Raw genomic sequence first — 13404 nt, forward strand, 5'->3', positions numbered from 1 at the left:
TTTTGGTGGACGACCAGAACATCAATGAAAACCGTTAACATAAATCTTGGTGATCGTAGTTACGCCATAAAAATTTCCAGTGGGTTGCTGGGAAAAGGTGAGGAGTTGCTTCCCTGGATCCGCGGCAATCAGGTATTTATCGTCACCAACGAAGTTGTCGCACCGCTGTATCTGGAAAAAGTGAAAAGGGCTTTAAGCGGCAAGGACATATCGGAAATAATTCTTGCAGACGGAGAGCAGACAAAGAGTCTTCAGACCACCGAGAAAATATTTGATCAAATGCTGGCAATTCCACTTGACCGTTCTGCAACGGTTATTGCGCTTGGTGGTGGAGTCATTGGAGATATGGCGGGGTTTGCTGCGGCGTGTTATCAACGGGGAGTCCCTTTCATTCAAATTCCCACTACGTTGTTATCGCAAGTTGATTCATCTGTGGGCGGTAAAACTGCGGTTAATCATGCGCGCGGCAAGAACATGATTGGTGCATTTTACCAACCCCAACTGGTGATTGCGGACACCTCAACATTGGCCACTTTGGATGCGCGGCAATTTTCGTCCGGCATCGCGGAAGTCATTAAATACGGAATGATCAATGATGCCGGGTTTTTCCAGTGGCTCGAAAAAAATATCAATGCTGTGATGCAGCAAAATACCCAAGCGCTTGAATATGTCATTGAGCAATCCTGTAGCAACAAGGCGAAAATCGTCGAACAGGATGAACGGGAAAGCGGAATCAGAGCGCTGCTTAATCTTGGTCATACTTTCGGCCACGCCATAGAAACGGCGACAGGTTATAGTAAATGGTTGCACGGAGAAGCCATAGCACTGGGTTTGGTAATGGCAGCTTACATGTCCTGGACGCAGGGATGGATTTCTGAACAAGACGTACAACGCGTGATAGCGTTGTTGTCCAAGGCCGGGTTATCGGTTGAACCGGTGGATGATGTATCCGCGGATGAACTAAAGTCATTGATGCGATTGGACAAAAAAGTGCAGGCTGGCAAAGTGCGTTTGGTTTTACTCAAGTCAATTGGCGAGGCATCTATTACCAGTGACTACGATGAATCCGCACTTGACGCGACGTTAAAGCGCTACGCTACGGGATAATCGTTTCGATCATTCTGCAAATATTGACACCGATATACGACTGCGAAGCGATTGGAAATCCTCATGTTCTGTCAACGTACGACCGGCGATGCTCACGGCCGGCGTAGATAACTGTTATAAGAGTCTGTTATAAATATGCTAGAAGTGTATTATTGTTGTTTTGAGCTTATTAATATAACCTTAGCCTATAATATCTGTTAGTCGTTGTTGCAGAACAATTAACTACGGCAGTGCAGTGCACTTTGCAACACGCGAAAAACTCGCTATAGTTTTCCGGTTAGCGGGTTTTTCTTTCTGAACCCAAATATTATTCATTATTCATTAGGCAAAGCTTGAATTCATTATCTCCAACAAAGCAAGGGCTATACCATCCGAAGAATGAACACGATTCCTGCGGGGTCGGATTTGTCGCCAATATTGACGGGCGTAAAAGCCATCAAATCATCGAAAACGGCCTAGAGATACTTAAAAACCTGACCCACCGTGGCGCAGTTGGCGCCGACCCCAATGCTGGCGATGGTGCGGGCGTGTTATTGCAGATTTCCGATGAATTTTTTCGCAAGGTGATTCCAGTGGATCTGCCAGACCCCGGGTTTTATGCCGTGGGAATGGTGTTTATGCCGCAATCTACACTTCGCAACCCTAATATCTTAAAGGAACGAGGCGCAAGAATAACTAAACGAGGTAAAACCGACCAGGCGCAAACGGGCTGGGCCGAAGCGAAGGGTATCGTAGAGCGATACATTTTGGACGAGGGGCAAAGTGTTTTATGCTGGCGCAGGGTGACCGTTAACAACTCAAGTCTTGGGGCCAGTGTTTTGCCCACCGAACCTGATATTTGGCAAGTTATTGTGGGCCGTGACCGACGCCTTGAGCATCAGGATGATTTTGAAAGAAAGTTATTTGTCATCCGCAAGCAGATTGAAAAACGAATTCGGCAATCGGATATCGAAGGAAATACAGAGTTCTATATAACCACACTATCATCGCGATTAATCAACTACAAAGGCATGTTGCTAGCCAATCAGGTCGCGGAATACTACCCGGATTTGCTTGACCCGGACATGGTGTCAGCTTTTGCCCTTGTGCATCAGCGTTTTTCCACCAATACTTTCCCGACCTGGGATCTTGCTCATCCATTTAGAATGATTGCCCATAATGGAGAAATTAATACACTTCGCGGCAATATCAACTGGATGGCAGCGCGAAAAAGCACGATGTTTTCCGATGTGCTGGGCGACGACATAGACAAGATTTGGCCGGTTATTCCAGATGGGCAATCGGACTCAGCCGCGTTTGATAATGCACTCGAGCTACTGGTGGCGGGGGGATATTCGCTGACCCATGCGATGATGATGTTAATTCCGGAAGCCTGGTCGGGAAACACCTTGATGAATCCACAACATCGGGCTTTTTATGAATACCATGCGGCATTAATGGAGCCCTGGGATGGCCCTGCGGCGGTCGCTTTTACCGATGGCAAGCAGATTGGCGCGACGCTGGACCGCAATGGATTGCGTCCCGCGCGTTATTTGATCACAAAAGATAATATGGTGGTCATGGCATCGGAAATGGGGGTATTGAATATTCCCGAAAACAACATCAAAAAGAAATGGCGTTTGCAGCCCGGTAAAATGTTTCTGATCGATCTCGAGCAGGGCAGGATTGTCGATGACCAGGAAATCAAGCATCAACTGGCAAGTTTGAACAAATATCAGGCCTGGCTGGATAACACTCAGATTGAACTGGGCTCGCTGCGTATCGCGATTGGTGCAATGTCGCCAGACACGGAAACCTTGTTGAAAGCCCAACAAGCATTTGGCTATACCCAGGAAGATTTAAAATTCCTGTTATTGCCGATGGTTCAAAATGGAGAAGAAGCGCTTGGTTCTATGGGAACCGATGTCCCGCCCGCAGTGTTATCCAATAAACCAAAACATCTTTCTCATTTCTTCAAACAAAATTTCGCTCAGGTGACTAATCCGCCGATTGATCCTATTCGCGAAGAATTGGTCATGTCATTGCTTTCGTTAATTGGGCCGCGCCCTAACTTATTCGGCCAGAGCGGCGGTGAGCGCGATGGCGGCCAGGCAATGCGTTTAACCGTTCCCCAGCCACTGCTGACCAACAATCAATTGGAGCGCGTTCGGCAAATTGAAGACCACACAAACGGCGCCTTTCGTACCAAAACGCTAAACATCTGTTACGCCATTAACAACAAGAGGGGCAAGGATAGCAAGCAGGAACAGCAAGGTTTGAAAGATGCGATTCAACTGTTGTGCGATAAAGCCGAGCAAGCGGTATTGCAAAAAGGGTTTAATATTTTAATTCTGTCTGATCGCCGAATGGATGCGGATAATATTGCAATCCCGGCGTTATTGGCAACCTCAGCGGTTCACCATCATTTGATTAAAACAGGGCTTCGTACCGAATCGGGTTTGGTCATTGAGACCGGCGCTTGCCTGGAAGTGCATCATTTTGCAACCTTGGCCGGGTATGGCGCCGAGGCGATAAATCCTTATATGGCATTCGATAGCATTAATAATATGCTTGGGATGTTGAACCAAAGGTTAAATGCGAAGTGCCCGAAAGGTAAAAGGATGGATTTTGAGGAAGCGCAACAAAGATATATTCGCGCGGTTAACAAAGGGCTTAAAAAAGTCATGTCCAAGATGGGGATTTCCACTTACCAGTCGTATTGCGGCGCGCAAATTTTTGATGCCGTCGGGTTGTCAGAAAATTTCATCGACACCTATTTCAAAGGCACCAGTTCCACCATCCAGGGCATCGGTCTTGCGGAAATTGCCAGAGATATTCTTACTTGGCATCATCAGGCTTACGGCGATCATCCTCTGTATCGAACCCAATTGGATGCCGGTGGCGATTACGCTTATCGCACGCGCGGTGAAGTCCATATCTGGAATCCCGAAACCATCTCCAAATTACAGCATGCGACCAGAGGCAAAAATCCGAAAACATTTGAAGCGTTTTCAGAAATTATCAATAAACAGGACAAGGCGCTTTTCAATCTTCGGGGATTGTTCGAATTTCAATGGGCAGACAAACAGATTCCCATCGATCAGGTTGAACCAGCGGAAGTCATTGTCAAGCGATTTTCCACCGGGGCGATGTCATTTGGATCGATTTCCCACGAGGCGCACTCTACCCTTGCGATAGCGATGAATCAGATTGGCGGCAAGTCGAATACCGGAGAAGGCGGCGAAGAAGAAGAGCGTTACCGACCACTAAAAGACGGGTCAAAAAACCCCAAACGTTCCGCGATCAAACAAATTGCATCGGGTCGATTCGGTGTCACAACAGATTATTTGGTCAATGCTGACGACATTCAAATTAAGATGGCTCAGGGCGCGAAGCCTGGCGAAGGCGGTCAATTACCGGGCTATAAAGTCAGCGAGCAAATCGCCAGGGTGCGACATTCAACGGCTGGCGTTGGGTTGATTTCACCTCCGCCTCATCATGATATTTATTCCATAGAAGATCTGGCGCAATTAATTTTTGATCTTAAAAATGTCAATCCCGAAGCAAGAATTTCGGTCAAATTAGTATCCGAAGTGGGCGTGGGCACGGTCGCCGCGGGCGTGTCCAAGGCGCATGCAGACCACGTTACCATCTCTGGCTATGAAGGCGGCACCGGGGCCAGCCCGCTAACCTCGATCAAGCACGCCGGCTCGCCTTGGGAAATTGGCTTGGCAGAAACCCATCAAACTTTGGTGTTGAACAAATTGCGTGGCCGCATTGCGGTACAGGTTGATGGCGGAGTCAGAACCGGGCGGGATGTTGCCATTGGTGCGTTACTGGGCGCCGATGAATTTGGTTTCGCCACGGCCCCATTGATCGTGCAGGGTTGTTTAATGATGCGTAAATGCCACCTCAATACCTGCCCGGTGGGAATCGCAACCCAAAACCCAGTGCTTAGAAAAAAATTCACTGGCCAGGCCGAGCACGTCATCAACTATTTTTTCTTCATCGCCGAACAGCTGCGGCAAATAATGTCCAGGTTGGGTTACGCGACGGTTGATGAAATGATAGGCCAAATGGATCGGTTAAAAATGACAGATGCTATCGAACATTGGAAGGCAAAGGGGCTGGATTATTCCCGCATATTGACTAAACCGGCAGTGGACAAAACTGTGGCGGTTTATCAATGCGAACAACAAGATCACGGGTTGGAGAATGTTTTAGACCGGAAGATAATAATTCAGGCAAAGCCGGCCTTGGAAAAAGGGCAATCGGTTTCCATCGGTTGTAATTCTCCGAGCGGGGACTTCGCAAATCCCGTCCGAATACGCAATACAAATCGTGCATTTGGGGCAATGCTTTCCGGGCTAGTGGTCAAAAAACATGGTCATGCTGGCTTGCCAGACGACACCATCTATATTAAAGCCAAAGGCACTGCGGGCCAGTCGTTTGGTGCATGGCTTGCACAAGGGGTCACTATCGAACTTGAAGGTGAAGCAAACGACTACGTTGGCAAAGGATTGTCAGGGGGAAAATTGGTCATTTATCCGCCGGCGGATAGCGCAATCGACGATCAGCGAGACAACATTATTGTGGGTAATACGGTTCTTTATGGCGCAATTAGTGGCCAGGTTTATTTTAATGGCGTGGCTGGCGAACGATTCTGTGTGCGTAATTCAGGCGCGGTTGCCGTGGTGGAAGGAGTCGGCGATCATGGCTGCGAATACATGACCGGAGGCGTTGTGGTTTGCCTCGGCCTGACCGGCAGAAACTTTGCCGCCGGCATGTCCGGCGGCATTGCATATGTGCTGGACGAAGACGGTCAGTTTGATTTGCGTTGCAACCAGCAGATGGTGACGTTGGAAATGGTGGATGAGGATGCGGCCAATGAAAATAGTGACAATTTACTCGAAGCCGACGAGGCGCGGCTAAAGCGGATTATTGGTCATCATAAAAATTTTACCGGCAGCGCCATCGCCAATCGGATATTGGATAATTGGTCAGCGTATCGCCAGCAGTTCATAAAGATTGTTCCGCATGATTTTCAACAGGCGCTGTTGAAAATATATCAAGCGACCAGCCATGAATCCGAATATGCGCCCGCAATCAAACAGACGCGGCATGGATAAACGACATGGGTAAGGCAACCGGGTTTATGGAAATCGCGCGCAATGAGCGGCAGTATAAAGCGGTTGAAAGCCGGATAAAAAACTTCCGGGAGTTTGTGATCGAGCTTGGTGACCGAGAGCTTGAGGATCAAGGCGCCAGATGTATGGATTGCGGCATTCCATATTGCCAAACCGGGTGTCCGGTAAACAATATTATTCCAGATTGGAATGATCTGGTTTATAGCGGGGATTGGAAGCAGGCTAGCGAAGTATTGCATTCGACCAATAATTTTCCTGAATTTACCGGCCGCGTTTGCCCTGCGCCTTGTGAAGCGGCATGTACTTTAAACATCGAAGATCAGCCGGTCACCATCAAAACCATTGAACACAGCATCGTTGAGCGGGCCTGGAAGGAAGGCTGGATACAACCGCAAATTTCCAAACACCGCACCGGTAAATACGTCGCCGTAGTGGGTTCGGGACCGGCCGGCCTTGCCTGCGCTCAACAATTGGCCAGGGCCGGGCATTCTGTATCGCTTTATGAAAAGCAGGGTCGCAGCGGCGGGCTGTTGCGTTATGGGATTCCCGACTTCAAGCTGGAAAAACACATCATCGACCGTCGGATGGCGCAAATGAAGACCGAGGGGGTGAAATTTCATTCCGGCACCCAGGTCGGCGTCGATATTCCTGTTTCATTTTTATTCGAGACCTTCAATGCCATAGTGCTGACCGGCGGCGCCGAGCATCCGCGAGATCTTGAAGTTCAGCAACGGGAATTAAATGGCATTCACTTCGCTATGGATTTTCTAACCAGCAATACCCGCAGAGTGCAGGGAAATTTCGTCGATAACGCACAGTTCACCTCGGACTCTATTTCTGATCGGGCGCTTTGCATATCGGCCAAGGATAAAAATGTAGTGGTCATCGGCGGCGGCGACACCGGCTCCGATTGTATCGGCACTTCGATCCGGCAACAGGCGAAATCCATTACCCAAATTGAAATTCTGTCTGAGCCGCCGGAAAAAGAAAATAAGGCGCTGACCTGGCCAAATTGGCCGCATAAATTACGCACGTCTTCTTCACAGGAAGAGGGGTGTGACCGAATCTGGGATGTGAAGACCCAATCATGCGTAAACGACGGCAACGAAAATGTATCGGCGCTGAAATGTATCAAAGTGGCATGGGATCGAGTGGATGCCGATGAGAATGATCAATGGCGGATGCGGGAAATCCAGGGTTCGGAATTTGAGTTGAAAGCCGAATTGGTGCTGTTGGCGATGGGATTCGTTCATCCGATTTATCAAGGCTTGCTGGAAGATATGGGGATTGAACTGGATAGCCGAGGAAATGTAAACGCCGCCACCGATGGGAAAGGCGCGTATCAAACCAATGTCAAAAACGTTTTTTCTGCGGGTGATATGCGACGAGGGCAGTCGCTTGTGGTGTGGGCTATTCGAGAAGGTCGGCAATGTGCGCGGTCGGTCGATCAGTTTCTTCAAGGGTATAGCGAGTTACCAGAATAGTGCTTGAGACCATACTGACGATTTTTGCTTTTCGCGGGAGTGTTTATTGGCTGATAAGGTTTGAACACAACCGATTTTTGCTCCTTAACTTAGCTAAACTAAACCAGGGTTTTCCCTCTACACAAAAAATAGTTTTTGGTTTGTTCAATCATGTGTTCTTTTTTGTAACATCCAAATCTGCTGGGATTCAATGATTGTATCGGAATAGGCGATACACCTTTGGTCATCAGGTCCGCCAAACACTTTCCAGCTCCTCCTCCCCATGCAATCCCCGATGACGCTCCACTAGCTATCCACAAATTGTCTACCTCTTTAGCCTTTCCCAGTAACATTTCACCATCCGGAGTGTATGTAATAGCCCCGCATATGGCTTTTCTTATACCTACATTCAAGAAAATGGGCATTCTGTAGAGAGCTTTTTCTAATAAGTGTGATATGGCTTCATAGTCCGATTCAAACAATTCATGTTCCACTTTCCATGGGACTCCATCTTGCCACACGATAGTTGCAGATTTATTTTCTGACGTGCCAATAAGGCCACAATTTTGCTCTTGCCTTATATATCCACCGCATCTTTCATCCCTAATGATCGGAATCTCTTGAATTCCTGTCGAAAATTCCCTGATACTATCAGTAACAAAGTAATGATGTAGTAATGAGACAATGGGGATATTTAACCCAAACCAGATCCCCACTTGGCTGGAATAGGATCCAGCCGCTATTACCACATGTTCGCAAAGAATTTCGTTTCCCTTATCTGTTATAACTAGCCATGCATCACTTCTTATTCTTTTGACACCCTTAACTCTATTTCTTCGACTAATATTAGCACCTAGATTTCTCGCTGAATCAGCCATAACTAATGTCGCCCCAGACGGATCTACGTATCCATCAGTATATGTGCGCAATCCTGCTTTTACTCCATTGATATTATAAAAAGGGTTCATATTACTAATTTCATGCGGGGTGACCATATCCATATCAATATTGTATTTTTTAGCAGTTTCTAGCTGGTTTTCTAACCAACGTATTTCTGAGTTGTTATAGGCCATTCGTAGTCCGCCTGGTTCATGCCAGCAAATACTAGTATTAGAGTTTTTATCAAGCTTTTTATACAAATCAATAGAATACTTAACAAACCACATGTGTAAGGGAGACGTTACCGCAAGACCTAGATGACCTGTAGCATGCCATGTTGATCCACTAGTAAGCTCCGATTACTCTAGTAAAACTATGTCATTCCATCCATTTTCGGCCAAGTGATATAGTATCGAAACACCTAAGATTCCACCTCCTATAATTACAGCGCGCTTGTAGTCCCTATGATACGACATCGAAACTATCCTTGGTCAAGGCTTTGCTAATATCACTAAATACTGGCATAAAATTCCACCTGTTGTAATATGGCGAGGTTTATACTAACCAATATTTATTTATTACTAATGGTAATACCGATATAACAAGAATAACTGCCATGGTAATGCTGAATATTCTGAAACTTCGTTTGTTTTTTAAGAATTTAGACAAAAATATGCCAAATATTGTCCAGATAATAGCATTTGGTATTCCAATAACAGCAAATATTAGTGCAGCAAACAAAACCGCACTTAAATAATTATCTGCCCCGCCAATATAAACTCCTAAAACCGTGATGTACTGACTCCAAATCTTAGGGTTCACCCATTGAAATCCAGCGGATTCAAGGAATGTAAAGGGCTTGGATGATCTAACTGTTCCTCCTGGGGGCTTGGATGTTGCGACTTTATATGCCAAATATAGTAAGTATAATGAGCATATAAATCCAAAAACCCCTTCAACATATTTTATCTTGAATAAGATAGTTCCTCCTGTTGCAACTGCAAACAATACCATTGGCGATCCTAGAGATACGCCTAATATATGTGGAACGGTTTTTCTTAATCCATATATTGCCCCTGAGTTCATAAACATGACGTTATTTGGCCCTGGAGTCATAATCATTACTATAGCAAAGACTAACAACGATAAAATCGAGCCACTTTGAAATTCAATCATGCGTATTTACCTGTGGTTTAAACTATTAGGACACGTAGTTTAAATAAGATTGATATAATGGAAATAAAAAACGGGATGGTACTTTACATACCAAACCCAGGAAAGAAATCACATTATAATAAGAGTTTTTTAAAGGCATTCCATGCTTAATTCCTGTCAACCCCTTCAAAGATGTTGCCGAAGTATGAAAATCAATATTAACTGAAATAGACATATCAATACTAAACACATGGTGTAGTGTTGTAGCTGGTAGAAACAACATTTCCCCAGGATTTATGGTCACTTCAATTGGGTTGCATTTTTTGTAATCACTTTCTACCCCCTTTTTTTTGTTGAACATTCTGATCCAACAGATCTAGAATAGAACATGAGCTTGACAATTATTCTTTGTTCAAATGGTCCGATAACCATCCCAACCGTTCCTTGCTGTCAATATATTCGCTGCTAGGCACCGATGTACTGAATAAGGGAGCATTGATTTTATCAAAATCACTTTTATCCACCATTCGTTTACCTAATATTAACCCTACCATTCCACACCAACCTACTAAACCAATCTTTTTCACAACTCCTACCAAATTAATACGACATATGAAATAGCTATAGCACAAAAATTTGACAAGTGCGCGATTTAAATTACGGATTTCTCTTGCATCGACATGGGAGTTTTTGCCCTTTCTCCCTGTATAGCCATTCAACATTTACCGATAATGCTTCGGAAATCTCAAACAAATACTTTGAATAACTATATTTACCTTGCTCAAGCCTGACTATTATTGCATGATCAATATTAGCTTTCCGTGCTAATTGCATTATTGACATTTTGAGCTCATGGCGTCTGTTCTGTATTCGATTCTCCATATTGTTTCCCCACTATATTCAAGTTAACAAGGTACAAATCTAACCAAATGGAAATAAAAAAGATATAACATAAATCACACTTTTACCACTAAATTACTTTGCGGGTTCAACTTTTAAGTGCAACAGTCAAGGTTGTGTTTGAATTGGAGAACACCTTATGAGGCGTTCTCTAATTCAGCGTTTTTCGGCCGATGATTTAATGTAGCTGCTTGAAAAATGTGCTTTGCTAAATTAATACCGATTGTAGTAAGCTCGTTTATGATAGATGTCTTCTATTTGAGTGTTGAATGGCATGGTTTACGCGGCTTTTTTTCTGGCGCACCTTTACGGTTAATGCCATCATAGTGTGGCATCCATCACCTCATCCATGCACATAATGAATGATCGATTCTTAAAAGCATTGCAGCGCCAGCCGGTTGACTGCACGCCCGTTTGGATTATGCGCCAGGCTGGACGCTATCTGCCGGAATATCGCCAGACCCGGGCCAAAGCCGGCGATTTTTTGACCCTGTGCAAGACTCCGGAATTGGCATGTGAGGTAACGCTGCAACCCATTCGTCGTTTTGAGCTGGATGCGGCAATCTTGTTTTCCGATATATTGACCATTCCCGATGCTTTTGGATTGGGCCTGTCTATTAATGAAGGTGTTGGCCCAAAATTCGAGCGCCCGCTACGCAACAAGGGCGACGTGGAACGCCTGCCTGAAATCGATATTGATGCTCAACTTGGGTATGTCATGGAGGCGATACGTTTAACCCGCATCGCGCTTGCAAACAAAACGCCATTAATTGGTTTCAGCGGAAGCCCGTGGACGTTGGCGACCTACATGGTTGAAGGCGGCGGCAGCAAGGAGTACCGATACGTAAAAGGAATGATGCATGATCAGCCTGCGGTCGCGCATAAGCTGCTAAGCAAAATTACTGAAGCGGTGATTGGTTGCTTAAAGGGTCAAGCCAATGCCGGGGCGCAAGCGTTAATGGTCTTTGATACCTGGGGCGGTGTTTTAACAACGCCGGACTATGACAACTTTTCCCTGGATTATATGGCGCAAATTGTATCGGCAATAAAATCTGATCCGAATACTGTGGATATTCCAATTACGCTATTTACAAAAGGCGGCGGACACTGGCTTGAAAAAATTGCCGATAGCGGGTGCGATGCGATTGGGTTGGACTGGACTATGTCGATGAGCGCTGCCAGACAACGGGTCGGGCAAAGGGTGGCGTTGCAGGGCAATATGGATCCTACGGTTCTGTACGCATCATCCGAAAAAGTCGAGCAAGAAGCTAAGCGCGTGTTAGATGACTTTGGCGGTGGTGATGGGCATATTTTTAACCTTGGTCATGGTATCCATCCCACCATCAACCCGGATCGGGTGGCAACGCTGGTGAATACGGTTCATCGGGAAAGTAAGCGAACTTAGCAAAAATAACGGAATTGAGCAGGCTCCTGATCGTTGCGCGCCATCAGGGCGACGGCAGGTTGATAACAGCGCAACCGGTGTCACGTAACGGCTATTCTGTCGCTTTTGCCTGGCTGTCTTCAAACTTTGACAACTGTTCTGGCGATGCTTTTTCCTGATGCTTGGCTTTGTATGCGCTAAACGGCATGCCATAGATAATCTCCCTGGCCTGCTCGTAATCCATTTCGATGCCTCGGTCTTTAGCCGCACCCATATACCATTTCGAAAAACAATTGCGGCAGAAGTATGCCAGGTTCATCAACTCGATATTTTGCACTTCAGGGTATTTGCAAAAATGCGCTATCATTTTTCTAAACAACGCGGCTTCGATTTCAGTTCTTTGCTGGTCGTCTATTTTCGGTATTTCAGTCATAGTGTTTTCTCACGTATTTTATCAGCGGGCGCGCTTTAATCTTGCGGCATTGAGTTTGAGTAAGTTGTTTGCGTAGCGCGTTTGTACCAGATCTACGAGCACAACAACGACGATAACGAAGTAGAAAGTGGCTTTACTCATCGCTTCAACCGGATAGCCGAATAGTTGCAAGTGCGCCAAGTGGCCACCTTCAGTCAATAGCATGATGCCGACGATAAATAAAATAAATAGACCAACTACTTCATACATTCGGTTTCTTTCAAGAAACTGCACTACTCGATCTGAAAGCCATATCATTAGCATCCCGCCGATGATGATGGCTACAGCCATTACCCAAAACACATCAGTCAATGCCATAGCACTGAGAATAGAATCGAAAGAAAACACCACATTCATAATCACTATCCACGACAATTGTTTTGCGAATGAGCTGTTCGCCGTATTGCCTGACGACAAATCATCGGTAATCAGCAGGTGCATGATTTCCTTAATGGCGGTATAGATTATAAATACGCCGCCAAATAACACGATAATGCTGTGCAAGTTAAAATTTGCCGACACAACATGTTCAACGGATATTGAAAATAGTGAATCCTGAAACAAGGCGACAATCTTTAATACAACGAATAGCAGGATAATTCTTAAAACTACCGCCAGACCGATGCCCCATCGGCGAAGCAATGCCTGACGGGATACTTCAACCCGCTTGGACTCCAACGAAATATATAATAAGTTGTCAAACCCTAAAACAGCTTGCAACAATGTCAGCATGAAAAGCGTAAACAAATTATCGAGATTAAAAATTTCCATGCCAAAAAAATAAATTAATTGATGAATATCGGAATTTTACACTGTTCATCAACATTACTAAATTGAAACATTTCGGTTAGGCGAAGATTGTATAATTCTGGGATAATCCCTGCACTCCCCAACTCATTTTTAACTAACACCGCCCAA

At 45.5% G+C, this 13404-nt stretch carries 9 protein-coding genes and 1 pseudogene; 4 read left to right on the forward strand and 6 right to left on the reverse strand.

Annotated features, from left to right (window positions below):
* Positions 1 to 24 precede the first annotated feature (24 nt).
* The 3 genes from aroB (at position 25) to ACPXXB_RS06605 (ending at position 7717) form a co-directional block, all read left to right on the forward strand.
* Positions 25 to 1107: a 3-dehydroquinate synthase gene (gene aroB / locus ACPXXB_RS06595; RefSeq protein ID WP_423905689.1), complete on the forward strand. Its 1083-nt coding sequence runs from the start codon at positions 25 to 27 to the stop codon at positions 1105 to 1107.
* A gap of 332 nt (positions 1108 to 1439) precedes the next feature.
* Entirely contained in the window at positions 1440 to 6215 is a 4776-nt protein-coding gene (gene gltB / locus ACPXXB_RS06600; protein ID WP_423905691.1) for a glutamate synthase large subunit, read from the forward strand.
* 5 nt (positions 6216 to 6220) lie between these two features.
* Positions 6221 to 7717: a glutamate synthase subunit beta gene (locus ACPXXB_RS06605; protein ID WP_423905694.1), complete on the forward strand. Its 1497-nt coding sequence runs from the start codon at positions 6221 to 6223 to the stop codon at positions 7715 to 7717.
* A 98-nt stretch (positions 7718 to 7815) separates the two neighbouring features.
* Here the strand turns inward: ACPXXB_RS06605 and ACPXXB_RS06610 are convergent.
* From ACPXXB_RS06610 to ACPXXB_RS06625, 4 genes and pseudogenes are all read right to left on the reverse strand, one after another.
* Positions 7816 to 9051: pseudogene (locus ACPXXB_RS06610) on the reverse strand (NAD(P)/FAD-dependent oxidoreductase).
* Positions 9052 to 9130: 79 nt separating this feature from the next.
* Positions 9131 to 9751, reverse strand: coding sequence for a LysE family translocator (locus ACPXXB_RS06615; RefSeq protein ID WP_423905696.1), 621 nt, complete (start codon positions 9749 to 9751; stop codon positions 9131 to 9133).
* Positions 9752 to 9776: 25 nt separating this feature from the next.
* Positions 9777 to 10091 (reverse strand): cupin-like domain-containing protein, encoded by a 315-nt coding sequence (locus ACPXXB_RS06620; protein WP_423905699.1) that lies wholly within the window; start codon positions 10089 to 10091, stop codon positions 9777 to 9779.
* A gap of 40 nt (positions 10092 to 10131) precedes the next feature.
* A complete protein-coding gene (locus tag ACPXXB_RS06625) occupies positions 10132 to 10452 on the reverse strand; it encodes a hypothetical protein (protein WP_423905702.1) in 321 nt (106 codons plus the stop codon).
* A 527-nt stretch (positions 10453 to 10979) separates the two neighbouring features.
* On the opposite strand from ACPXXB_RS06625, the gene hemE reads away from it, so the two are divergent.
* Entirely contained in the window at positions 10980 to 12035 is a 1056-nt protein-coding gene (hemE, locus tag ACPXXB_RS06630) for a uroporphyrinogen decarboxylase (RefSeq protein ID WP_423905704.1), read from the forward strand.
* Between the two features lie 91 nt (positions 12036 to 12126).
* Here hemE and ACPXXB_RS06635 read toward each other — a convergent pair whose 3' ends face one another.
* Complete coding sequence (locus ACPXXB_RS06635; protein WP_423911032.1) at positions 12127 to 12429, reverse strand: DUF1244 domain-containing protein; 303 nt, start codon at positions 12427 to 12429, stop codon at positions 12127 to 12129.
* A gap of 39 nt (positions 12430 to 12468) precedes the next feature.
* A complete protein-coding gene (locus tag ACPXXB_RS06640; RefSeq protein ID WP_423905707.1) occupies positions 12469 to 13257 on the reverse strand; it encodes a TerC family protein in 789 nt (262 codons plus the stop codon).
* Between the last annotated feature and the right edge of the window lie 147 nt (positions 13258 to 13404).

Source organism: Candidatus Spongiihabitans sp. (assembly GCF_965237845.1).
GTDB lineage: Bacteria > Pseudomonadota > Gammaproteobacteria > Arenicellales > Poriferihabitantaceae > Spongiihabitans.

Bases quoted from the DNA above. Each gene is read 5' to 3' on its own strand.
- ACPXXB_RS06620 (WP_423905699.1), bottom strand. From the start codon at position 10,091: ATGTTCAACAAAAAAAAGGGGGTAGAAAGTGATTACAAAAAATGCAAC.
- ACPXXB_RS06605 (WP_423905694.1), top strand. From the start codon at position 6,221: ATGGGTAAGGCAACCGGGTTTATGGAAATCGCGCGCAATGAGCGGCAG.
- ACPXXB_RS06640 (WP_423905707.1), bottom strand. From the start codon at position 13,257: ATGGAAATTTTTAATCTCGATAATTTGTTTACGCTTTTCATGCTGACA.
- aroB (WP_423905689.1), top strand. From the start codon at position 25: ATGAAAACCGTTAACATAAATCTTGGTGATCGTAGTTACGCCATAAAA.
- ACPXXB_RS06625 (WP_423905702.1), bottom strand. From the start codon at position 10,452: ATGTTGAATGGCTATACAGGGAGAAAGGGCAAAAACTCCCATGTCGAT.
- hemE (WP_423905704.1), top strand. From the start codon at position 10,980: ATGCACATAATGAATGATCGATTCTTAAAAGCATTGCAGCGCCAGCCG.
- ACPXXB_RS06615 (WP_423905696.1), bottom strand. From the start codon at position 9,751: ATGATTGAATTTCAAAGTGGCTCGATTTTATCGTTGTTAGTCTTTGCT.